Source organism: Pandoraea commovens (assembly GCF_902459615.1).
Taxonomy (GTDB): domain Bacteria; phylum Pseudomonadota; class Gammaproteobacteria; order Burkholderiales; family Burkholderiaceae; genus Pandoraea; species Pandoraea commovens.
Genome location: NZ_CABPSA010000001.1, coordinates 1,390,027 through 1,413,314, shown reverse-complemented (window position 1 = coordinate 1,413,314; position 23,288 = coordinate 1,390,027). Strand labels below are relative to the sequence as shown.

General features: G+C 61.7%; 24 protein-coding genes and 1 tRNA gene. 21 read left to right on the top strand and 4 right to left on the bottom strand.

All coding sequences use genetic code 11. The features are described 5' to 3' along the window. Positions 1-131 precede the first annotated feature (131 nt). Entirely contained in the window at positions 132-1,670 is a 1,539-nt protein-coding gene (ppx, locus tag PCO31010_RS06185; RefSeq protein ID WP_150663402.1) for an exopolyphosphatase, read from the top strand. A 125-nt stretch (positions 1,671-1,795) separates the two neighbouring features. Here the strand turns inward: ppx and PCO31010_RS06180 are convergent, their stop codons facing one another. Further along, entirely contained in the window at positions 1,796-2,623 is an 828-nt protein-coding gene (locus PCO31010_RS06180) for a GNAT family N-acetyltransferase (protein ID WP_150578130.1), read from the bottom strand. Between the two features lie 226 nt (positions 2,624-2,849). Beyond that, positions 2,850-3,326, bottom strand: coding sequence for a SixA phosphatase family protein (locus PCO31010_RS06175; RefSeq protein WP_039402684.1), 477 nt, complete (start codon positions 3,324-3,326; stop codon positions 2,850-2,852). A 189-nt stretch (positions 3,327-3,515) separates the two neighbouring features. On the opposite strand from PCO31010_RS06175, the gene PCO31010_RS06170 reads away from it, so the two are divergent. Next, positions 3,516-3,592: transfer RNA gene (locus PCO31010_RS06170), tRNA-Pro, on the top strand. A 118-nt stretch (positions 3,593-3,710) separates the two neighbouring features. On the opposite strand, the gene PCO31010_RS06165 is transcribed toward PCO31010_RS06170, so the two are convergent. Further along, on the bottom strand, positions 3,711-4,457 hold the full coding sequence (locus tag PCO31010_RS06165) for a GntR family transcriptional regulator (protein ID WP_174984386.1): 747 nt from the start codon (positions 4,455-4,457) through the stop codon (positions 3,711-3,713). Between the two features lie 556 nt (positions 4,458-5,013). On the opposite strand from PCO31010_RS06165, the gene PCO31010_RS06160 reads away from it, so the two are divergent. The 19 genes from PCO31010_RS06160 to PCO31010_RS06070 all read left to right on the top strand — a co-directional run bounded on the left by PCO31010_RS06160 (position 5,014) and on the right by PCO31010_RS06070 (position 22,320). Continuing rightward, a complete protein-coding gene (locus PCO31010_RS06160) occupies positions 5,014-6,045 on the top strand; it encodes an ABC transporter substrate-binding protein (RefSeq protein ID WP_150663400.1) in 1,032 nt (343 codons plus the stop codon). Further along, entirely contained in the window at positions 6,042-6,857 is an 816-nt protein-coding gene (locus tag PCO31010_RS06155) for an ABC transporter ATP-binding protein (protein ID WP_246184459.1), read from the top strand. Before PCO31010_RS06160 ends, PCO31010_RS06155 begins: the two co-directional genes overlap by 4 nt. After that, a complete protein-coding gene (locus PCO31010_RS06150; RefSeq protein ID WP_150663399.1) occupies positions 6,854-7,633 on the top strand; it encodes an ABC transporter permease in 780 nt (259 codons plus the stop codon). The genes PCO31010_RS06155 and PCO31010_RS06150 overlap by 4 nt, the downstream gene beginning before the upstream one ends. A gap of 46 nt (positions 7,634-7,679) precedes the next feature. Then, positions 7,680-8,102, top strand: a complete 423-nt coding sequence (locus PCO31010_RS06145) for a cupin domain-containing protein (protein WP_217426130.1) — start codon at positions 7,680-7,682, stop codon at positions 8,100-8,102. Further along, on the top strand, positions 8,092-9,165 hold the full coding sequence (locus PCO31010_RS06140) for an Ldh family oxidoreductase (RefSeq protein WP_150663398.1): 1,074 nt from the start codon (positions 8,092-8,094) through the stop codon (positions 9,163-9,165). The genes PCO31010_RS06145 and PCO31010_RS06140 overlap by 11 nt, the downstream gene beginning before the upstream one ends. A gap of 70 nt (positions 9,166-9,235) precedes the next feature. Next, a complete protein-coding gene (locus tag PCO31010_RS06135; protein ID WP_150663397.1) occupies positions 9,236-9,637 on the top strand; it encodes a RidA family protein in 402 nt (133 codons plus the stop codon). A gap of 63 nt (positions 9,638-9,700) precedes the next feature. After that, positions 9,701-10,609: a fumarylacetoacetate hydrolase family protein gene (locus PCO31010_RS06130; RefSeq protein ID WP_150663396.1), complete on the top strand. Its 909-nt coding sequence runs from the start codon at positions 9,701-9,703 to the stop codon at positions 10,607-10,609. Between the two features lie 27 nt (positions 10,610-10,636). Beyond that, the gene (locus tag PCO31010_RS06125) at positions 10,637-11,575 is read left to right on the top strand and encodes a VOC family protein (RefSeq protein ID WP_150663395.1); all 939 of its coding nucleotides are present in this window, start codon (positions 10,637-10,639) and stop codon (positions 11,573-11,575) included. A gap of 29 nt (positions 11,576-11,604) precedes the next feature. Then, entirely contained in the window at positions 11,605-12,561 is a 957-nt protein-coding gene (locus PCO31010_RS06120; RefSeq protein WP_174984383.1) for an amidohydrolase family protein, read from the top strand. Positions 12,562-12,714: 153 nt separating this feature from the next. After that, positions 12,715-14,241, top strand: a complete 1,527-nt coding sequence (locus tag PCO31010_RS06115; protein WP_150663393.1) for an amidase — start codon at positions 12,715-12,717, stop codon at positions 14,239-14,241. Positions 14,242-14,304: 63 nt separating this feature from the next. Then, on the top strand, positions 14,305-15,642 hold the full coding sequence (locus tag PCO31010_RS06110) for an MFS transporter (protein ID WP_150663392.1): 1,338 nt from the start codon (positions 14,305-14,307) through the stop codon (positions 15,640-15,642). Between the two features lie 130 nt (positions 15,643-15,772). Next, positions 15,773-16,504, top strand: a complete 732-nt coding sequence (locus tag PCO31010_RS06105) for an iron-containing redox enzyme family protein (RefSeq protein ID WP_039397245.1) — start codon at positions 15,773-15,775, stop codon at positions 16,502-16,504. An 83-nt stretch (positions 16,505-16,587) separates the two neighbouring features. Next, entirely contained in the window at positions 16,588-18,042 is a 1,455-nt protein-coding gene (locus tag PCO31010_RS06100; RefSeq protein WP_150663391.1) for an aldehyde dehydrogenase family protein, read from the top strand. A 44-nt stretch (positions 18,043-18,086) separates the two neighbouring features. Further along, the gene (locus PCO31010_RS06095) at positions 18,087-18,566 is read left to right on the top strand and encodes a GlcG/HbpS family heme-binding protein (protein WP_150663390.1); all 480 of its coding nucleotides are present in this window, start codon (positions 18,087-18,089) and stop codon (positions 18,564-18,566) included. A 14-nt stretch (positions 18,567-18,580) separates the two neighbouring features. Continuing rightward, positions 18,581-19,609: a 2Fe-2S iron-sulfur cluster-binding protein gene (locus tag PCO31010_RS06090; RefSeq protein ID WP_150663389.1), complete on the top strand. Its 1,029-nt coding sequence runs from the start codon at positions 18,581-18,583 to the stop codon at positions 19,607-19,609. A gap of 25 nt (positions 19,610-19,634) precedes the next feature. After that, positions 19,635-19,964: a 2Fe-2S iron-sulfur cluster-binding protein gene (locus PCO31010_RS06085; RefSeq protein ID WP_150663388.1), complete on the top strand. Its 330-nt coding sequence runs from the start codon at positions 19,635-19,637 to the stop codon at positions 19,962-19,964. Between the two features lie 341 nt (positions 19,965-20,305). Beyond that, the gene (locus tag PCO31010_RS06080) at positions 20,306-20,599 is read left to right on the top strand and encodes a 2Fe-2S iron-sulfur cluster-binding protein (protein ID WP_150663534.1); all 294 of its coding nucleotides are present in this window, start codon (positions 20,306-20,308) and stop codon (positions 20,597-20,599) included. Then, a complete protein-coding gene (locus PCO31010_RS06075; protein ID WP_150663387.1) occupies positions 20,593-21,552 on the top strand; it encodes an alpha/beta hydrolase in 960 nt (319 codons plus the stop codon). The genes PCO31010_RS06080 and PCO31010_RS06075 overlap by 7 nt, the downstream gene beginning before the upstream one ends. Before the next feature lie 93 nt (positions 21,553-21,645). Then, positions 21,646-22,320 carry a GntR family transcriptional regulator gene (locus PCO31010_RS06070; protein ID WP_150663386.1) on the top strand — a complete coding sequence of 225 codons (675 nt, stop codon included), beginning with the start codon at positions 21,646-21,648 and terminating at the stop codon, positions 22,318-22,320. A 49-nt stretch (positions 22,321-22,369) separates the two neighbouring features. Here the strand turns inward: PCO31010_RS06070 and PCO31010_RS06065 are convergent, their stop codons facing one another. Then, entirely contained in the window at positions 22,370-23,266 is an 897-nt protein-coding gene (locus PCO31010_RS06065; RefSeq protein WP_150663385.1) for a metal ABC transporter solute-binding protein, Zn/Mn family, read from the bottom strand. Positions 23,267-23,288 lie beyond the last annotated feature (22 nt).

Genomic DNA, 23,288 nt, shown 5'->3' with positions numbered 1-23,288 from the left:
ACATTCACATTTGTCAACGACGTGTCATATTCGATTTGTAACTTATTCGTCATTTATTTGTCGAGTGGCCGTCATGCTTTTAAAGTTAAGCATCGGACATTACGGCATTCTTCGCTCAGGCGCACCCTCACATGAGTACCCCATCGCCCTTGTTAGCGGCCGTCGATCTCGGCTCGAACAGTTTTCGCCTGATCATCGGTCGCGTGGAGGAGACTTCCGCCGGCACTCAGATCTATCAGGTCGATGCGCTGCGCGAACCGGTGCGACTCGCCGCTGGCCTGAACGCTGAGAAGTATCTCGATCATCCGTCGCAGCAACGCGGCTGGGACGTGCTCAAACGCTTCGGCGAGCGCCTGCGTGGTTTTCATCCTGACCAGGTGCGCGCGGTCGCGACGAACACGTTGCGCGTGGCCAAAAACGCGCAGGACTTTCTGGGCGAAGCGCAGCGGGCGCTTGGGTTCCCAATCGAAGTGATCGCCGGACGCGAAGAAGCGCGTCTGATTTACGCGGGCGCGGCGCATTCAGTGCCGACGTGCCCGGGCAATCGTCTTGTGGTGGATATTGGCGGCGGCTCGACGGAATTCATCATCGGCCAGGATTACGAACCGCTGATCATGGAGAGTCTTTATATCGGTTGTGTGAGCCACAGCCGTCAGTTCTTCCCTAGCGGCAACGTCGACGAGTATGCGATGAAGCAGGCCGAACTGGCCGCGCGTCGCGAAATCCAGATCATTTCGTCGGCTTTCCGCGAAGCTGGCTGGTCGCAGGCCATCGGCTCTTCGGGTACGGCGCGGGCGCTGGCTGAGTTGCTCGAAGCCAATGGCTTCAACGACGGTGGTGTACATGGCCTCACGCGTGGCGGTCTTGAGCGGTTGAAACGCGCGCTCATCAAAGCGGAGAACGCCAACCGTCTCAAACTGGCGGGCCTCAAGCAGGATCGTATTCCGGTGCTGCCGGGCGGCCTGTCCATCATGCTGTCTGTCTTCAACGAACTCGAAGTCGACCATATGGAGACGACGGACGCCGCGCTGCGTCTGGGCGTGATGTACGACTTGCTGGGCCGTACGCAGCATCAGGACATGCGCGCTGTGACCGTCGAGCAGTTCGTGCGCCGTTACGGCGTGGACCGTGCGCAGGCGGAGCGAGTGGGGCGTCTGGCCGTGTCGCTGTACCGTCAGTTGCCGGTCGATTTCGATGTCGTCGATGACGCCTCCGATGACGCGCAGGACGACGGACGCGAGGAAGGCGAAGCGTTGCTCAATTGGGCGTCGTCGCTGCACGAGATGGGCCTGTCGATCTCGCACAGCGCCTATCACAAGCATTCGGCTTACATAGGCAGTAACGCCGACATGCCGGGTTTCTCGCGTCCGGATCAGGCGCGGCTCGCCGAGTTGCTGCTGGGGCACGTCGGCAAGCTGGGCAAGCTGGCGTCGCAAGCCCAGCAGGTCGACTGGCAGTTGCTGTTCTGCCTGCGGCTCGCGGTGCTGTTCTGTCGCCGCCGTACCGATGCGCTGCCGGAGAGTATCGATGTCGAACGCCTCGACGATGGTTTCCAGGTCTCCGTGCCGCGTGCATGGATCGAAGCCAATCCGCTGACCGATTACAGCCTGCAACGCGAGGCCCAGGAGTGGGAGAAGATCGGGATGCGTTACAAGGTGGTGTACGCCTGACGCCTGCGGTGCGCCCAGTTCAGGGCGCGTAGATGGCCACAAAAAAGCCCGGCTTTTGCCGGGCTTTTTGTTGTCCCTCAGGGTATTGAGCGGGGACGAAATACTTGGGGGGAGATCGGTGCCGGTCAGGCTTGTTGGAGTTTGCTGACGAGTTCCGGTCCGAGGAAGTGACGCGCGTAACGCGGGTTCATGTCGGACAGGCGGAACAGCGTGAGAAAGTCTGCGGTGTTGAAGTCAGGATCCCAGGCCGGTGCGCCGCAGATGCGGGCGCCAAGGCGCAGGTAGCCTTTGACGAGGGCGGGCGGCTCGACGTCGAGGGTCGATTGCAGCTCGTCCACCGGCAGGGCGATACGGGGTACGGCGTGGTACTCGGCCGGGGCCATCGAGGTGTCTTGCAGCTTGCGATAGAGGCTGGCGGCATAGTGACCACCGTCGGCCATCGGCACGCTGGCGCAGCCGAGCATGGTCTCGAGGCCGTTGCGCAGCATGTACTCGGCCAGACCGCTCCACAGGGCCATGATGACGGCGCCGTTGCGGTAGTCCGTGTGCACGCACGAGCGACCGGTTTCGAGCATCTTCGGGCGCAGATGATCCAGACGCGAGAGATCGAACTCTCCTTCGGAGTACAGACGGCCGAGGCGTTTGGCTTGCGAGGGGGGCAATACGCGATAGGTGCCGACGACCTTGAGCGAATCCTGATCGCGCACGATCAGGTGGTCGCAATATTGGTCGTATTCGTCGACGTCGAGGCCTGCGGGACCCTTGACCGACGCGCCCATTTCTTCCGCGAAGACCTGATATCTCAGGTGCTGCGCTTCACGAAGCTCGCTTTCGTCGCGTGCCCACGCCACAGCCAGATTCGGTTTGACAGGCGTTTCAGGGCGAGGAAGACGCCTCCGCGACGTAGGGGTCAGCGAAGAGAGCGGCATAGTGGGGTTCGGCAGGTCGCGCATAAAAGCCCTTTTTGTGACGGTCGCGTTGCGACGTACTTTAAAAAGCATCAATGTCGATTCCGTGAACGGTAGGCGACAATTCTATGACAAAACGTCCGATGTCATGAGTCAGATCCCTTATCGGGCGCCTTACATCGTCCGATTCACGGGCATTTCCGGGCATTGAGGGACGAGCGGAGGCGATTTTGTCGCCCGTCGATAAATGTCAGATCAAGCGTCAAATGAGTCAGATGAGATCGGGATTGACCACGGCGCGCACGACGACCTGGCTCTCGTCTTCACGGCGACGGGAGGCGAGCCACCAGATGCCGCCTTTCTTGATTGTCCAGTAGGCTTCCTGGCCGCTCAGCAGGAGTGCGGCGAGCTGGCCGAGGGCGGGTTGATGGCCGACGAGCACGATGGTCTGCGCGGTGCCGGGCCAGTCGATGGCACCGAGCAGCGTGACGGCGTTTGCGCCGGGCGCGAGGTCGCGCACGATGCGCGGGGTAGGTGAGAGTGCCTGAGCGGTCTGGACGGCGCGTACAGCCGGGCTGGTGAGGATGAGGGCGTCGTCGGGCAGGCGAGGGCGGAGCCACTGGGCGGCCTTTTCGGCTTGTTTGCGGCCTCGGTCGGTGAGTTCGCGGGCGAGATCGGCTTGTGCGCTGAGCGCGAGGGAGGCGGGCAGGTTTTCGGCGTCGGCGTGACGCCAGAGAATCAGGTTCATCGACACGGGTTCTGACATGGTGAACCTCCCACTATGGCGGGTTTTCGTGGCGGCCGCGTGACTGTCATCGGCGCGATGATTGCGTAATGATTGTGCAGCTGAAATCGGGAAAATGCTCAGAAGACGCCGGAAACTTGCGCGACGATTTGACGCGGCGCAAGAAAGCCTCTAGAATTCGTCCTCTTTCGTCGGAGCGTAGCGCAGCCTGGTAGCGCATCTGATTTGGGATCAGAGGGTCGTAGGTTCGAATCCTATCGCTCCGACCAGCAGGACAGAAGGAATAAGGGGTTAGCTTCGGCTAACCCCTTTTCTTTTGGTGACACGTCGCGTCATCGCGATGCCATCCCTCAGCGTCGCATCCGGAATCGGGCGCGGCGTATCGGCTTACTCCGCAATCGGATGCAATGGCAGCGGTTCGCTAAACGACGTAGGGGCGACGCGCCGACGACGAAGCGACGCCAGGTGAGCCCCCATCGCGCTGGCGGCCGCCTGGGCGTCGCCAGTTGCAATGGCATCGAGTACTGCCGAGTGCTCGTCCTGTGTATGCGCGAGATCGCCCGGGGCGAGCAAGCGAAGCTTCCAAAGCCGCGCAGATCGCTCGTGCAGCGAACGCATGATTTCCGTCAACGCACTGTTCCCGGCCGCTTCGGCAATGATCGCGTGGAAATCGTGATCGATTTGCATGAATCTGTCGCGGTCGTCCGCACGACTCAATTCGCGCGACGCTTCGATCAGCTCCCGCATCCGGCTCAACTGCGCCTCTGTACGCCGCTGCGCAGCCAATGCCGCAACATTGGCTTCCACTGCCCATCTCGCTTCGAGCAAATCCAGTATCTCGTCCATCGACTCGCGGCGTATCTGAAGCCCCTTGCGCGGAATGATGTCGATCAGTCCTTCAAGCTTCAACCGCTGGATTGCGTGATGCACGGGCGAGCGGCTGAAACCGATCAGCTCGCAAATCATCAGTTCGTTAAAAAACTGGCCGGGACCGAACTCCAGCGAAAGAATGCGTCGCTTGATCTCGACGTACGCCTGCTCGGCGAGCGACGCGCCCTTAGCGATACGTCGAAGTGGCGACGACGTCGGGGCTGCGTTCGGTGTTTCGAGATCGATAGGACTCGGTTTGGGCATTTCTGACGGTATCTCCTTCCTCAACTTCTGCATCTTATGCATCTTCTGCATCCTCACGCGACTTCATGCCACCTGGGCGTGCATCGTGTGGTGCGGGTGTGGGGGACTCATCGCTGAGCATCGTCGGCGGCGCAACGCGAGACAGAACGTGCGCCAGACGGATGTCGGTGCCCGCGCGTCGAATCGGGGCAAGATGGTGAGCACAAACAGCAATCCCCCGCATCAACCACCACGAGCAGTGCGGATGGCCACGATGGGCATCGCATTCTACCCGAGCACCAACGTGCGCCCGACCCGATAACGCCCCGTAGACGGCCGCCGCCATACAGCGACGCATCACCAGCTCGGTGAAAAAACGATGCCACCGCGGCCACTTCAGCGCATCCATCAACAGGCTCCGATCGGAATATTTTTTCACTTGCGAATCTGTAACATATCACACAGTATGTCACAAACTATATTACGCCTCATGAACAAATACAACTTCGCGCGGTGAGGGCTCGGCGGGAAGTTGGCTTGACCGCGTCATCCATGGATTTCTACTTAGGGGTCGGAAATGGCAACGAACAGCAAGCGTCGGCAGGTCGTAAAAAGTCTCGGTGCTGTCGCCGCAGGGTGGGCTACCGGCGGGTGGCAGATGGCCGGGGCGCAAGACCGGAGTCAGGGCGAGCTGACGTTGTCGCTCGATTTCACCGCGCTGGGCCGTCACACACCGTGGTATGTCGCGTTGGGAAAGGGTTACTTCAAGCAGGCCGGACTGAACGTCAAGATCGTGCCGGGGCAGGGCACTGCGCAAGCTATCCAGGCACTTGAGTCCGGTATCGCGCAGTTCGCGTTTTCGGATGTGGTGTCGCTTGCGCTGGCGAGAGGGCGCGGCGCAAGCAGCGCGAAGTTCGTCGCGATGAACTATCAGAGTGCTCCCTACGCGGTCTTCTCGCTCGCGCAAGGGGCGAACGTCACCAAGCCCGAGCAACTCAACGGGCTGGAAATCGCCAGCGGCGCGGGAAGCTTCTCGCCCAAGGTCATTCAGGGCTTCATGAAGCAGCACCGGCTGGATCCGGGCTCCGTCAAGTTCGTCAACGTCGATGGTGCAGCGCGCGTGGGCATGCTGCTCAGCAAGAAGGTGCCCTCCATCGAAAACTTCATCTTTACGCAAGTCGGGTTGGAAAAGGTGCTCCCCGGCGGGCAACTGAGCACATTGCTGCTCGCCGATCACGGGCTCGAACTGTACGCGAACGGTTTGCTGGTCAAGGATGACATGATCAAGTCCCGGCCCGACACTGTACGTGCCTTCGTCAAGGCGGCCATGCAAGGCTGGCGTGACACGATTGCGGATCCGCAAGCAGCCAGCGAGATCATGGCGAACTACGTGCCGGGTATCAATCGCGAAGTCGTCGTCGGCGAGATCAAGCTGCTGAGCGCGCTCGCACAGAGTGCCGATACGCGTCGGTTCGGCATGGGATGGATCGACGCGGGCCGCATGCAGCGAAGCGTCGATTTCATCGCGCAGAACATCGGCATCCCGGGCGCACCGCTTTCTGCGGCGTCGCTGTTCACGACCGACTTCCTGCCCAAGGGGGCAGCATGAACGCGCGGCTCGACATGACCGGCATGGGCGGCATTACGTCAAACGAAGCCGTTTTTGCCTCCATCGAAGACGTCAGCAAGATCTATCCGCCGCGCGGCAAGAACGGCGAGACGGTCGCGCTCGAAGCGGTGAGCTGCGCGTTCGACGCCGGACAACTGGTTTCGCTGCTTGGGCCAAGCGGCTGCGGAAAGACGACGTTACTGCGGATCGTGGCCGGATTGACCAAGTCCACGACGGGCGTGGTCAAGATCCATGGAAAAGCGATCAGCGGCCCACAGCGTGACTTCGGCTTCGTGTTCCAGAGCGCCAATCTCATGCCCTGGCGCAACGTGCTGGCCAACGTGATGTTCCCGATGGAGATCCTTGGGAAAGCCGACAAAGCCGCCAAGACCCGGGCACACGAACTGCTTACGCTGGTCGGCCTGGACGCCTTCACCAGCGCTCGCCCGCACGAGCTTTCCGGGGGCATGCAGCAACGGGTGGCGTTGTGTCGCGCGTTGATCCATGCGCCGCGGCTGCTATTGATGGATGAGCCGTTCGGCGCGCTGGACGATTTCACACGTATGGAGATGCACGATCTACTGTTGTCTGTTCGCGAACACACGCGGGCTGCCGTCATGTTCGTCACGCACAGCATTTCCGAAGCGGTCTATCTGTCCGACGAAGTCCTCGTATTCAGCAAGCGTCCGGCAAAAATCGCGGAACGCATCGCCATCGACTTCCCTTATCCCAGAACGCAGGCACTCCGGTTCACGCCGAAATTTACGGCCTACGAACATCAGGCCAGCACTGCACTCGGAGTCGTGAAATGAAGACACTGAACCTTCGCGTGATCGGGTATCCCGCGTTCGGCATCGTGCTGCTGCTGGTCATCTGGCAGATGTATGTGGTGATGTTCCATGTCCCTATTGCGGTGCTTCCGACGCCTACTCAGATCGCACAGTCATTTGTCGACGACCGGGCGGCGCTGCTGTCGCAAGGGTGGGTCACGCTCCTGGAATGCGTCTATGGCTTTGCTCTGGCGTTCATCGTCGGCGTTCCTATCGCTTTTGCCATTGCGAATTCGCCGATATTGAACCGGATGTTCTATCCGCTCCTCATCGCGATGCAGTCGGTGCCTAAGGTGGCGCTCGCACCTATCGTGCTGGTCTGGCTGGGCACGGGCATCGAATCGAAGCTGGCACTGGTGTGGCTGGTCGCGTTCTTTCCGATTGTCGTGGATACCGCCACAGGGCTACGAACCACGCCGGTCAATCTCATCGAACTGGCCACGTCGCTGAGAGCGACACGCATGCAGATCTTTCTCAAGATTCAAATGCCTGCCGCGCTTCCACACGTGATCTCCGGTGCAAAAATCGCCGTGACGCTCGCGGTGATCGGCGCGGTGATCGGCGAGTTTGTGGGCAGTACCGAAGGTCTCGGCAACCTGCTGCTGGTCGCCAATTCGCAGCTGAATACGCCGCTCGCGTTTGCTGCGCTGATTTCGTTGGCTTTGCTCGGGCTGCTGCTTTATCTGGCGATTGCCGCCATCGAATTCGCGCTTCGTCCGTGGTTGCCGCATACGGCAGAGATGGCGGGAGCGATCTGAGCGCACGTGCTTTTGTGAATGTCGACACATAACGGGAGTCAATTTCATGAGCGGTAACGATAAGCAGACAACGACGGCCGGTGCGCCGATGCCTTCGATGGCCGAGATACTGCTGCACAGCGAAAAGATGCCCTGGCGGGAAAAATCGCTTGCCGGTGTGGCGGAGAAAATGTTCTGGCGCGACGACGAAACCGGTGCGTCGATCGCGCTGATCAAGTTTTCGAAGGGCGCAGGCATTCCTGCCCCGCATTCCCACGCGTCCAATCAGTTCATGTACTGCCTGAGCGGCAAGTACGAATACACGTCCACCGGCGTCACGCTGTTGCCGGGAAGCTTCTATTGCAACCCGAAGGGCAATGTTCACGGCCCGACGATTGCGCATGAGGAGACCGTCGTTGTCGAGATCTACGACGGTCCGCACTATCCGCAGAAGCCCGACTGGTACACGGATGAACGCGATGCTCACTGACAACTCGTCGGTCCGTTTGCCGACCGACACACTACGTGAACTGGTCGTGAGTCTTCTGGTTGCCGAAGGCGTCTCGATGGCGGTGGCGACGTCGGTGGCCGACCCGCTGATTGCCGCCGATCTGGGGGGGAAAGCGTCGCACGGGGTCATGCTGTTGCCCATGTACATCGAGCGGATTCGCGCTGGCTCCGTCAGTAAGGCTGAGTTCGCGCAGGTCGCTCATGACGCCAAGGCCGTCGTCGTACTCGATGCGGAAAACGTGCTCGGCCAGGTGAGCGCGAAGCAGGCCATCACGCTCGCCATCGAAAGAGCCCGACGCTACGGGCTGGCGATGGTCACCGTACGAAACGCATTCCATTTCGGCGAAGCTGGATTCTGGGCGAGAAAAATAGCCGATGCGGGGTGCGTCGGCATTGCGATGGCGAACACCCGCCCGTTGATGCCAGCCCCCGGTGGAGCGGAACGGGTTCTCGGCAACAACCCGTTGGCGATTGCGATGCCGCACGCCGACGACATTCCCGTAGAGCTCGATATGGCCATGAGCGCAAGCGCGATGGGCAAGATCCGGCTCGCGCAGGCGGCGGGGCAGGAGATTCCCGAGGGCTGGGCCGTCGACGCGCACGGCATGCCTACTCGGGACGCAGCAAAGGCCATTGCAGGAATGCTGCTGCCAGCAGCGGGGCCGAAGGGCTTCGGCATGGCTTTCATGATCGATCTGCTATGCGGCGGCCTGTCGGACGGCGGTGTCGCCGACGAGGTGCGGCCGCTCTACGGTGCCAACGCTACGCCGTACAACAGCGCGCAGGCATTTCTCGCAATCGATGCCTCGCAATTCGGTTTGCAGCGGCCGCTCGAACAGCGCGCATCCGAATTGGCCGCCAAGGTCCGCACGTCGACCCCCGCGGCCGGTACGGAACGGCTTTACAGCCCGGGGGAGATCAGTTGGCAAGTCGCTCAGGCAAACGGGCAGACATGCCCGGTCGCCGTCGACGTAGCACGACAGCTTGCCGGGCTGGCGAGCGTCGCGGGTGTTCAAGCGCCAGCGGCATGGGCAGATCTCTGAAGCAACTCACCGCCTCATCAGGCTAACGACAGCAGGCTAACGACAGCAGGCTAACAACAGGACTTTCATCATGGCGAAAGAGCAAATCAGCACCGACGCACTGCGCACGCCCAACGGGCACTTTTCGCAGGCGACCACCATCGAGGCGAAGGGCAAGCTCGTGTTTATTTCCGGGATGACCGCTCGACGTCCCGACGGCACGATCGCCGGTGTTGGCGACATCGAAGCGCAGACCCGTCAGGTCTGCGAGAACATCAAGAGTGCTGTCACGGCCGCTGGCGGCACGCTTGCGGATGTTTGTCGCGTCGACGTCTACGTGCGCAACATGGAGCACTTCGAGGCCATCCACAAGGTACGACGCGAGTATTTCCATCCGCCGCTGCCCGCTTCCACGATGGTCGAGGTGACCAAGATGGTCTCGCCCGACTATCTCATCGAGATCAACGCCATCGCCGTCTTGCCGCAGGCCTGACGTCTGACGTCTGAAGTCTGAGACATCGCATCGATAGATCGTGACTACCCACTGAGGAGCATCATGGCTTTCGCAACGCTGCAATACAACGGTGAGAAGCGCATCGCCGTCAGAAAAGATGACGAATGGATCATCCTGCCCGCGTCGATGGGCGATATGGTGGCGCTGATCGGCGGTGGAAAGGAGGCACTGGCGCAGGCCCGACGCTACGCGACGTCGCCCGATGCCCCTCGGGTGGCGGTTAGCGAAGCGCGTCTGCTCGCGCCGATTCAGCGCTTTTATCGCGACGTACTTTGTACCGGTTGGAACTACTGGGACCACTTCGAAGAGGGCAAGGGAAAGCGGGAAGGGCAGGATGTTCCCCCGCCTACCGCCCCCACGTTTTTCACCAAGGGGCCGGATACCGTGATCGGGCCGGTCGATGACATTGCGTACGACGCGTCGCTGTCCGCCAAGTGGGACTATGAAGCCGAGATGGCGGTCATTATCGGCAAGACCGGACGGAGCATTCCGGTGGAGGACGCGATGGAGTATGTGTGGGGCTATTGCCTGGCCAACGACATCTCCCAGCGCGATCTCCAGCGACGTCACGGCGGGCAATGGCTGAAGGGAAAGAGTATCGACGCAACCATGCCGCTGGGGCCGTGGATCGTGCCCGCGGACGAAATCGATCCCGCAAACGTCCAGCTTGAGTGCGTCGTCAACGGCACGGTGCTTCAGTCGGCGAGCACGCGACTCATGGCGTTCTCGATCCCCGAACTGATCGCAGAATTGTCGTTTGGCATGACGTTACGTGCCGGTGACGTGTTGCTCACGGGAACGCCCAGCGGCGTTGGCAATGCGCGCGAGCCGCAAGTATTTCTCCATGAAGGTGACGAGGTGATCGTACGTGGAAGCGGCCTCGGAGAACTCAGAAATCGGATGGCGCGCGTTGATCTGCACGGCAAATCCGGCATCCGGATCGGTGTCTGATACCGAATTTCCCTATCGAGGTGCCTTATGACAACGTCTGCTGTAGAGGGTTTGAACGGCTTCGGCATGACCGTACCCGATCTGGACGTCGCACAACGCTTTTACGCAACGTTCGGATTGGATGTGCGTCGCTCAGATGATGGCCGGGCGCTGCTGTGTAACTCACCGGGTCGATCCAGCAACGAAATCGTGCTGATGCAAGGCGAGAAGAAGCGACTGCATCACCTGTCCTTTCGTATTGCGCCGACGTCGGTTGCGGACATGACTCAGTGCATCGAGGCCGCCGGAATCAAGGTCTATCCCTGCGCCCCGGACGGATGGCAGCGCGAGGGGCTCTGGTTCGAGGATCCGTGGGGCACATGGATTCATCTGAATCCTGAGACCGCCGATGCATTGCCGCGCGTCGAGGTCCCGACCTTCAATTTCGGTGGTGCTGCCGATCGTGTCGACATCAATTTGTGGCAAACCCTTGAGAAAGACAGACCGCCATTACGAATCGGGCACCTGCTTATCTTTACACCGGAATGGGCGCGTGCCGAGCGGTTCTACTCGGACGTACTGGGCTTGCGAACGACGGACCGCGCCGCTGGCAAGGTTGCGTTCATGGCGGCGGGTCAGGGCGTCATCGATCATCATTGTTTCGGGTTGATCAATAGCTCCCACCGGGGCTTCCAGCACGCGAGCTTCCAGGTGCCGAGCTTCGACGACATCGGCTACGGGGCGTGGCGAATGCGCGAAGCGGGATACGGTGACGGCTTCGGTCCCGGGCGGCACGCGATCGCTTCCAATCTGTTTCACTACGTGCGCGATCCGTGGGGGAGCTGGGTGGAGTTCTACGCGGACATGGACAAGATCACCGACCGGTGGCTTTGCCGTGACTGGAACGATTTGCCTTACACATGGGGGCCGCGCTGGTCGCCGGAGTTTTGGGGCAAGGAAATGAACGCAAATCTCGAACCCAGTTGATGGGTAGACGCAGTGAGTTCGGAGTCGACATGGAAACCACACGCATTGCGCTGGATGTTCACGCGCATCTGGCCCCGATCGATGAGGCCCGGCTGTCCACGATGGCGAATGTTCAATGGGACAGCGCAGCACGACGGCTCACGCTCGACGGTCACACGATCGGGCTGAGTGCCTTGTTTTCGCCCGAAGCGCTGATCGAGTGGATGGATCAACAAGGCGTCGCGCAAGCATGGGTGTCGATACCGCCACCGATGTATCGACAATCGCTGGATCGGGCTGCGTCGTCGGTGTGGTGCGCGTATGTCAACGATGGGTTGCGAAGGGTTTGTGAGCGCTTTTCATCGCGTCTGTCTGCGCTGCTGCATCTGCCGCTCGAACATCCCGAGCTCGCGGCTCGGCTGGTGCTGGAAAACAAAGAAACGTTTCGCTACGCGGGGGCTGCAGGGGGATACGATGGCACGCTCTCAGACGCCGCATACGAGCCCCTCTGGGCGGCGTTGAATGCGCAATCCGCTTTTCTATTCCTTCACCCGGGGCAGTGCTGCGACACTCGCCTGAGCAAGTTCTACCTGGAGAATCTGATGGGTAATCCGGTAGAGACGACTGTCGCGGCGTCGCACCTTGCTTTCGGGGGCGTGGCGGTCCGGCATCCGGAAATTCGCTTTTGTCTTGCGCATGGCGGTGGCGCCACCGCCATGCTTGCCGGTCGATACGAGCGCGGCTATCGAACCTCCCGACCGGGCGTCGATGTGACGCTTCCTTCTCCGCGTGGCATCTTCTCCCGCTTCTACGTCGATTGCATTACGCACGATGACGTCGCGTTGGCGCTGAGTGAGTCCGTCTTCGGTTCGGAAAATGTCGTGTTCGGCTCCGACTGGCCGTTCCCGATGGGATTGCTCAAGCCGCACGACGACTTGTCCGGACTCGACGAGTCGCGTCGACATGCCATCCTGACGCGCAACGCGTCGGCCTTGCTCAAGGCGTAACGCGCCATCTAACGACCGGGTGAAGTACCCGGTCACTCCCTCAAGCGCCTGCCACTCGGCAGGCTACTCCGCACAAACCCTGATCCCCCAGTCCCTTGACAGTCGTAATTTGTCGGCAGATGGTATACAGAATACTGAAATACGTACCCCATCATGACAAACTTCACGATTGACGCTTTCGATCATCCCCCGGGAGCGACGCTGGCTGAACCCGTAGCAAGGCCAGTCAGTATAGGTTTCCCCTGGCACCACGCCTCAGTAGGGCCCGTTCAAGCGGCGCTCCTTCGCGGCGAAGTGACTTCCGTCGAACTTGTGCAAGCCTGCGAAAGCGTCTGGCGTGAAGCCAACCCCCGGCTCAATGCGGTTGTGGTGAGCGATTTCGAGCGAGCGTACCTGACCGCTCGGGAGTGCGATGCGCAGCGACGGGAAGGACTTGCGCGAGGGCCGTTGCACGGGGTGCCGTTCACCATCAAAGAATCGTTCGATGTGCTCGGCTGGCCCACGACCGTGGGGGATCCCGCGTTCGCAGACAACATGGCCACGCGACATGCCACCGTCGTACAGCGTCTGCTCGATGCGGGTGCCATCCTGCTTGGCAAGACCAATGTGCCGCTTTGGTTGCGCGACTGGCAGAGCTACAACGCGGTGTACGGCACCACGCGCAATCCGCACGATCTGTCGCGCACTCCCGGAGGCTCGTCGGGCGGGAGCGCGGCCGCCGTCTGTTCGGGGATGGCGTTCTTCGACGTCGGTTCCGACATCGGCTCCTCAATCCGCAATCCCGCGCACTACTGCGGGATCTTTTCGCATAAGAGCACGCACGGCCTCATACCGCTCGACGGTCACGGGTTGCCCGGCGGTGTGACCTTTCCCGACATCAATGTGGCCGGACCACTCGCGCGCAGCGCATCCGACCTACGTCATGTGCTGGGCGCGCTTGCTGGCCCGTCGGTCGATGCAGCCTGCGCGGTACGCATCGAGCTTCCGCCTTGTGACGTCGACGACTTGCGTCAGGTTCGTTTCGGCATTCTCCCAAATCATGCCGTTGCCGAGGTCGATGCCACCGTCGAGCAATGCCTCGTGGATCTGGGCAAGACGCTTGAGCGAGAAGGCGCTCAGGTCGTCTGGAACGCGCGTCCGGCACTCGATGCGGCCGAACTCTTGCGGGTGTACACGCTACTCCTGCGTGCAGCGACTTGCGGTTATTTGTCCGACGAGGCTTACGCATCCGCACAGACGGCGGCGCGCGAAGTCGCGCACGACGATATGCGCTACGCCTCGCTCCAACACACCGGCGCGGTGCTGAGCCATCGCGACTGGCTGCGTCTGCAACCGCTGCGTGAGGGGTATGCCGCCGCGTGGCGCGCGTTGTTCGAGCAGGTGGACGTTCTGCTCTGTCCGGTGGCCGCGACGCCAGCATTTCCCTTGAACGAAGCCGGTGCACCGTGGCAACGCACCCTCGACGTGAACGGTCGCGCGCAGCCGCTCACCACTCAGCTTTTCTGGGCAGGCCATTCAGGCCTGTGCGGTTTGCCCTCGACGGTTGCGCCGGCCGGGCGCACCGCGCAGGGCCTGCCTGTCGGCGTACAAATCGTGGCACCGCTGTACCACGACTTGCGCGCCATCCGCGTCGCCGAACTGCTTGAAGCGGCCGGCTACGCTTTTGTTCCACCCGCCTGAGGCACCACCCTTTTCATTACCGACGATCCCACAGAACCAAGACAACTCAAGGAGGACACCACCATGTCCTGGCTCAGCTCACTATCGAGAAACGAGAAGCGTGCCTTTGCAGGTACGTTCATCGGCCATACGGTCGACGTCTACGACTTCATGATTTATTCCTTCCTCATTCCGGTGTTGCTCACCACCTGGAATATGAGCAAGGCGACGGCAGGCAGCATCGTCACTTACACACTGATCGCCTCGCTCGTCGGCGCGATCGGCGCCGGCCTGCTGGCAGATCGCTACGGCCGGGTGAAGATTCTGCGATGGACGATCGCGCTCTTTGCGCTGGCATGCTTCGCGTGCGGGCTGGCCAACTCGCCTACGCAACTGGCCGTGCTGCGCATCATTCAGGGGTTGGGCTTCGGCGGTGAGTCGTCGCTGTGCATGGTGCTGGTCATGGAGACGATCCGTAATCCGGCGCATCGCGGTAAGTTCTCGGGATTCACGGCCAGCAGCTATTCGTTTGGCTGGGCGCTGGCGGCGCTGGCTTACAGCGCGATTTTCAACTGGCTGCCGCCGGAATGGGCGTGGCGCGTGTGCTTGTTCATCGGCGTGGCACCCGCATTGCTGGTGTTCTGGCTGCGACGCAATCTCGAAGAGCCAGAAGCCTTCACGCGCACGCTGGCCGAGCGCAGTCAGACGAGCCCTTTGACGACGATTCGCGGCGTGTTCAAGGGCCGACTCGCAGCCCGTACGCTGTGGTGCAGTCTGCTCTCCGGCGGCATGCTCGGCTCGTATTACGCCATCGCAACGTGGATGCCCACGTGGCTCAAGACCGAGCGTGGCCTCTCGGTCACGGGCACTGGATTGTGGCTGGCCATCACCATTACCGGATCCATCGTGGGTTATGTCGTGGGCGCATGGTGCACCGACAAGCTGGGCAGACGACCGACGTACATCCTGTTCGCGATCGGGGCCTTCGCGATGAGCATTGCGTACATGCTGATCCCCGCGCCTATGCCGGTCATGATGGTGCTGGGTTTCCTGATGGGCGTGCTGATGCAGGGGACGTTTGCCGGGGTCGCCGCCACCATCTCCGAGACGTATCCGCATGAGATTCGGGCGACGGGCTACGGCGTGGCCTATAACGCCGGGCGTGTGATCGGCTCCGTGTTTCCGTTCATGGCGGGCTGGCTTGCCAGCGGTCACACCACGCTGACGCTCGCGATTCCTGTCGTGGCCGCTGTCGGTTATGGACTTGTCGTCATCGCGGCGATCATGCTGCCCGAGACGAACGGCATTGCGCTCGACGCCATCGAACCCGTCGGCAATGGCAACGCATCTGCAGTACCCGCTGCACACATCGGCACCCATGCCGCGCCGCAGGCCGCCGCTGCCGGCCGTTCGGCCGACTGACCTTCCCGGAAAGACTACTGACTCACTCGTTTCGTCGTATTGGCATTTTTTGCAAAACAGTATACCGTATACAAAAATCATCCGATCCAGCGCTTATGGATCGTTCACCTGGCAATCAAAGGAGTTGGACATGGCAGAGCTGATGGACCGCGAAACCTTCCGCGCGGCACTCGAAGAGGCAATCAAGGGCAAGAGCGCGAACAAGGCGCCGTTTAGCGTGGCGTGGGCGAGCGGCAAGCTCTCTCGCGCGCATCTCGCCCGCTGGGCCGAGAACCATTACCACTACGTCGGGCCGTTTGCCGACTATCTCGGCTACCTGTATGCGCGTACGCCGGATCACATGACCGAAGCGAAGGACTTCCTGCTTGCGAACATGTACGAGGAAGAGATCGGTGGCGATCGTCACACCGATCTGCTGATCCGCTTCGCCGAGGCCTGCGGCACGACGCGTGAGCGCGTGGTCGATCCGGACAATATGTCGCCCACGACGCGCGGACTGCAAAGCTGGTGCTACGCCGTGGCCATGCGCGAAGACCCGGTGGTCGCGGTGGCCGGGCTGGTGGTGGGGCTTGAGTCGCAAGTCCCGTCGATCTATCGCAAGCAGACGCCTACGCTGCGCGACACCTATAAGTTCACCGACGAAGAAGTCGAGTTCTTCGATCTGCACATCGTGTCCGACGAGATCCACGGCGAGCGCGGTTACCAGATCGTGCTGGAGAACGCGAACACGCCGGAGCTTCAGGCGCGCTGCCTGAAGATTTGCGAGATCGGTGCGCAAATGCGCCTGCTGTATACCACGGCGCTTTACTACGACTACGTGGAGAAGGAATTGCCGCTGCCTGAGCTTGGGCTGGCGGCCTGACTGACGTAGCGCCGCGTTCCTGTGCCGCGCATGGCAGGCACGGGAGCGCGGCCCCTCAGCTTCTTTGCAGGACTGTTGCAGTGATGACAACTGTGCCCACGTTCTTCAACTACATCGACGGCGAATGGTGCGCGAGCCAGACCGGACGCACCTTCGAGAATCGTAACCCAGCCGACACACGCGATGTCGTCGGCGTCTTTCAGGCATCCGGCGAAGCGGACGCGACAGCGGCGGTTCAGGCAGCCGCCTCGGCATTCGGTGCATGGAAGCGTGCCGCACCCGGCGTGCGCGCCAAAGTCTTGCTGAGCGCTGCCGCCTATCTGGAGCGTCACGCAGAGCGATTCGGCGATGAGCTTGCCCGCGAGGAGGGCAAGCAGAAATCGCTCGCCAAGGACGAGTTTCTGCGCGCGTCCCAGACCTTGCGTTACTACGCCATCGAAGCCCAATCGTTCGGTGGCGAGACCTTCCCGAACGACGACGCAGACATGGCGGTGTATACCGTTCGCGAACCGCTCGGCGTCGTGACCGTCATTTCCCCGTGGAATTTCCCCGTCTCGATTCCGGCGCGCAAGATTGCGCCCGCCTTGATCTGCGGAAACACGGTTGTATTCAAGCCTGCCACCGATGCGCCCTTGAGTGGCCTGCGGCTGGTCGAGGCGTTCGTCGAAGCGGGCATCCCGCGCGGCGTGCTGAATTTCGTTACTGGCAGCGCCAGCGCCGTCGGACCGGTGCTTGTCGGTGCCAAGGAGATTCGTGCGATTTCCTTCACGGGCTCGACGTCGGCAGGTGAGCAGATTCACCGCGCGGCATCGATGTCGACGCGCACGCAAATGGAACTCGGCGGCAAGAACGCGCTGATCGTGCTGGATGCCCGCGACATTGACCGCGCTGTCGAGCTCACGGTAAAGGGCGGATTCTCGCTAACGGGGCAGGCATGCACAGGCACAAGTCGTGTGCTGGTGGCCCGCGAGATTCGTGCGGCGTTCGTCGAAAAACTGGTAGCGCGAACGGTGGCACTCAAGATCGGTCCGGGGCTCGAGGCGGGCAACGATATCGGGCCGCTCGCCACCGAGGGGCAGCTTCGGACGGTACTTGAGTACGTCGAAATTGGCCGTGGCGAAGCCAAACTGGTTTGCGGTGGCACACAGCTCGTGGACGGTGCCTATGCGCACGGCTACTTCGTGACACCCGCGATCTTCACCGATGTGCCTCGCGACGCGCGCATCGCTCGTGAAGAAATCTTCGGACCAGTGATCGCCGTCATCGATGTCGATGGCTATGAGGATGCCATTGCGGTGGCCAACGACAGCGACTACGGGCTGGCCGCTTCGCTCGTCACGCAGGACGCGCGCCTCATGCATCGCTTCGTCGACGACATCGAAGTCGGCACCGTCAAGATCAATCGCACGACGACCGGCAATCTGATCAACGCTCCGTTCGGCGGCCTCAAGCGGTCGAGCACGGCGACGTTCCGCGAATCGGGGCGCGACGGACTCGACTTCTATTTGCAGGTCAAGACGATCTATCGCGGCGTCTGACGCCGACCGCATACGTCCGATCAACACAGGATTCTCACTTCGACATGAAACCTTTCTTCAAACTTGAACTGGCCGAAGCGCGTCACATGATTGCCGCAGCCATCGCGCGCTCGCACGAAATCGGCGTACTCGAATCGATTTGCGTCGTAGACGAAGGCGGCTTTCCACTCGCGCTCGAACGGATGGACGGCGGCCGTATCACTGGCCCGCAGATTGCTTGGAACAAGGCGTTCACCGCTGCCGGACACAAGCGCTCGACGCATTTGTTCACCACACCGCCGAACGGTCCTGCACTGCCGGGCAACGAGGCATTCGGCATTCAATGGAGTTTCGAAGGCCGGTTTGCTGCGTTCGTCGGTGGCTTCCCCATCGTGGTCGATGGTCAGGTCGTGGGCGGCATCGGCTTGTCCGGGGGGAACGGCGAGCAGGACACGCAGGCGGGGCTGGCGGGCCTCGCCGCGCTGCAATCGTTGCTGGGTGCCAGCGCTCGCGAAGTGCTGGTGCAGGCTGACATCAAACTCTGACGGCGAGGAAAATCGTGGCCCATCGAATCACCTGGATCGAAGCGCAGTGCAGCTTCGATGCATCGCCCGACGAGACCGTGCTGTCGGCGGCGCACCGGGCGGGCGTCGTGCTGCCGTCGGAATGTGAGTTCGGCGGCTGCGGGACATGTCGTGTGACGTTGCGCGAAGGACACGTGCAATACGAAGAGATGCCCCTTGCGTTGTCGCAGGAGGAGGCCGATGCGGGCTTCGCGTTGCTCTGTCAGGCACGTGCCTGTTCCGATCTCGTGGTGAGTACCGAACGAGTGCTGGATGCTCCGGCGACACAGCGCCGTCAGGCGAAGGTGCTGAGCGTCGAACCCCTGAGCGGTGACGTCACGCGTCTCGTGCTGACGTTTGACGATGGGCAGCCCTTCGCGTTTCGTCCGGGGCAATACCTGAACGTACTGCTGGGTGACCTCGGAGTACGCAGTTTCTCGATGGCGTCGCGAGCGACGTTGGCGGACGATCCCGCGCTGGCGGAGTTCCACATCCGGCGTATCGACGGTGGCCATTTCACGCATCGGCGACTCGGCACGCTGCGCGCCGGCGAGACGCTGGACATCGAAGCGCCGCTCGGTGCTTTTGGCTATCACGCGGACGATTATCGTCCGATCGTGATGGTCGCGACCGGCACGGGCATCGCGCCGCTTCGCAGCATGCTGTCCGAAATGCTGGCCGAGGGCGATACGCCACCCATCACGTTGTATTGGGGCGCACGCACTGCCGACGCCCTGTATCTGCACGAAGAACTCGAAGCGCTCGCTGCGACGCACGAGGACTTCCGTTATGTGCCGGTGCTCTCGCGTGCGGACGCAGGCTGGCAGGGCGTGCGGGGCTACGTGCAAGACGCGGTGCTTTCCGATCAGCCCGATCTGTCGGAGCACGCCATCTATCTGTGTGGTTCGCCAGTGATGATCGCCGACGCGACCCGATCGTTCGTCGCGAACGGGGCGAGCGTACGGTACTTGTACGCCGACAGCTTCACCTTTCACCACGCGCCGCCGGTCGATGCGGCCGCGTGAAACATCGGATCTGACAGGGGGCTTCATGCCAATCGTCGTATTTCACAAGAACGGGCAGACCTTTCAGGAAGAGGTGAAGCCGAACGCCAATCTCGTGGTGCGCGCGGGGATCAAGCAGTTCCCGTATCCGCATCTGCGCTACGAATGCGGGATGGGCAAGTGTGCACGGTGTGCCTGCCGGGTGCTGGCGGGCGACGAGCATTTGCCCGCCCCTAACTGGAAAGAGAAGAAGCAACTGGGCGAGCGGTTGTCCGAGGGCTACAGGCTCGTGTGCCAGTTGTGGATCGAGCACGATATCGAACTGGAGCAAGGGGCCGAGGTCGCCGTTACCGCTCCGGAAGTCTGCGCGAAGTAGAAGCAATAGGCGCAGAAGCAGCGCCATCGCGACAAGGAGTTCGCATGTTCATTGTATTGACGAGTCGCCCGGGCCAATACCGCAGCGAGCCGACACCCGGCATCACCGCGCTGGAAACGCACGACTATTTTTACGGAAAACGCCATGTCGCGGCCTTCGTGGTCGCCAGACTCGACACGCCGACGCGCGTGCGCATCGTCGACGAGGCGGGTGGTGACGCCAACCTCGTGCCGACAAAATTCTTCGAGCAGTTCGAGAGCGTTCCCGACGCGCTCGCGTCACTACAGTCTTTAGTCGGTGGCGATCCTGCGGCCGCGCGGCTGACCCGGCGCGACGACACCGTGCGCGCCGCGACGACGGTTCAGATCACCTTCTTGACGAATGGCGGCAAGACCGTCGAGGCCCCGCCGAACAGCAATCTGTTGAGGGTTTCGCTGCGGGAGAAGGGCGGTATACCGTTCAAGTGTGGTGGTGGGCTGTGCGGCACCTGTCGATGCAAGGTCGAAGCGGGCATCGCGCATACCGACGCAGTCAAGGCCAAAGAGCGCCGTCATCTGACGGACGAAGCGATCGCAGAAGGCTACCGAATGGCCTGTCAGACGTTCGTCAACGGCGATGTGAGCGTGTCATGGTGAATGCGGACAACGTCGCCATGGAGCCGTTCGGCGCATTGCCGCAGGCGCAGCGCCAGCAGTTGCGGGAGATCGGCCCGCGCTGGAATGACGATATCGTCGGCAATCGCAAGATAGTGATCGATTGCTACACGCCGGTCGTCGCGGCCGCACCGAAGAGCCCGCATGTGACGCGCGATCTGCCGTATGGCACGCACGCGCGTCAGGTACTCGATGTGTTCAGCCCTGTGCGCAAATCGAGCGATTCGCCCGACGCCCTTCACGATGCCGTGATTTTCGTTCACGGCGGGGCGTTTGTACGCGGCAGCAAGAGCGTGAACGGCGAGATTTACGACAACGTTTGCCACTGGTTCGCGAGGCAGGGCGTTGTGGCCGTCAACGTGGAATATCGATTGGCCGACGTGGCGCCGTGGCCTGGCGGGACGGACGATGTCGCCGATGCCGTCCTGTGGGTGCACGAACACGCCCGGGAGTGGGGCATCGATCCGCAGAGGATTATCCTGGTCGGGCATTCCGCCGGGGGCACCCATGCGGCAAGCAGCCTGTTCGATCCTGCGCACGCGCGAGGTGACGACATGCGCGGGATCGTCGCGGGACTGGTGCTTATTAGCGCGAGACTCTTTGCAGATACCGATCCCCGAAATCCGAACGCCAGACCGGTGCAGACGTATTTCGGTCCCGATGAAACGACGTATACCGAGCGCTCACCGCTCACGCATGCCACCCGAAGTGTCGTGCCGACCATGATTGCGGTCGCCGAGTACGAGAATCGGTTTCTCGACGATTACGGCGCTGAGTTCTTCCTGCGTTTGCTGCGGCATCGGGGGGCGCCGCCGCGCTTCGTGCAGGCACGCGGGCACAACCACACGTCCATCGTGGCGCATTTCAATTCCGGCGAGGACTGGCTCGGGCGGGAAATGCTTGCATTCATGGCTTCGATCCCGGACCGAGGCTGATAGATGCAGCCCCCAAATTCATATTGTGTACAGTCTACGAAATGCCGCGCGCTGCTAGAATTGCGCCATTGGCGGTTAGGGGAGACTGGAAATATGGTGCGGGGAGCCAAGGCGGCAAATGGGCGCGTGCCGATCATGCATCAGCAATTGTCTGATCTGGTGTTCGATCGTCTGCGTGAGTCGATCACCAAGGGCGAATACAAGCCTGGCGACCGGCTCGTCGAAGGACGGATCGCCGAGGAGCTGGATGTCTCACGCGTCCCGGTGCGGGAGGCCCTGCGGGCGCTGGCCGTCGAAGGGCTGGTCGAGGTGCGCCCAAGGCATGGAGCGGTGGTGGCTTCGATCGATCCGGCATCGACACGAGAACTCGTGCAGATTCGCGCCACGCTTGAAGGCCTCAACGCCCGGCTGGCCGCAGAGCGTCGTTCGCCGGAGCTTGTCCAGCGAATCGAGGCCGTCCTGCAGGAAGGCAATGCAAAGGTCGCCGCGGGTGAAACCTCCGGGCTGCTGGAGCTGAACGCGCGCTTTCACGATCTTTTGTACGCGGCCGGTGCTAACGCAATGCTGGCCGATCTGATGCGCTCGCTACGTGATCGGACGCGTATTGTCTTCGTCAAAACCGATGACGAGGAAGTTCGCGTTACGTGGGAAGAGCACGCCGCGATATTGCGCGCCGTGCAAACGGGCGACGCCGCCTTCGCGGCGTTGCTTGCCGAGCGCCACGTCACGCGCGCGGCACAATACTATCTCGACAATCTTCCGAAATGAGTGCAGTCGCGCCGCGTTACGACACGCGGCGCGCCATTGCCTATTGCCGCTACTTCGCGCTGGCCTGCGCAGGCGCTTTCTCCAACGCCGTGGCGAGCGTGTCGACGTTGTGACGAAGCATGTCGAGATACGTCGATGCCGGGCCGCCCGGGGCTGAAAGCGCTTCTGCATACAGCTCGCCGCCGGACTTCACGTTGGTCGCCTTGGCGACCAGTTCCACGAGGCGCGGATTGTTCGAATTCTCGACGAAGTAGGCCGACACGCGCTCCTTGCGGATCTGATCGATCAGCGCGGCGATGTGCTTGGCAGACGGTTCGTCGGCCGTTGAGATACTCATCGGCGAGAGAAATGTAATGCCATACGCGTCGCCGAGATAGCCAAACGCCGCGTGCGATGAGATCACCACGCGTTGCGCCTCAGGAATCTTGCCCAACCGTTGGCGAGCGTCGGCATCGATGGCCTTTAGCGCAGCGATGTAACGCGCCGCATTGGCTTCGTACTCGGCGCGGCCTGCCGGATCTCTCGCTTCGAGGGCGTCCTTGATGTGGCCCACGTAGATGACCGCATTCATTGGATTGTTCCAAGTGTGCGGATCGTCGCCCGCCACGCCTTTGCGAACACGGGTTCGCAACTTCACTCCCTCCGAAACCGTCACGACCGGACCGGTGTAACCGGACGCTGCGATCAGGCGAGGCAAATACCCCTCAAAGCCAGCGACGCCGTGCACAAACACGACATCTGCCTTACGCACTTCTGCGACATCCGCAGGGCTGGGCTCGAAGTGATGGGCATCGCGATTGCGTGGAATCAGCGAGGTGACGTCGATGCGATCGCCGCCCACGCTTTGCACGATATCGGCGAGTACTGAGAACGAAGCCACGACGCTTAACTTCCCCTGCGCCGCGTACGACGAAACGGGTGCGGTGAGTCCGACGAGAACCGCCATCCCTACCACCAGCCGCCATGCG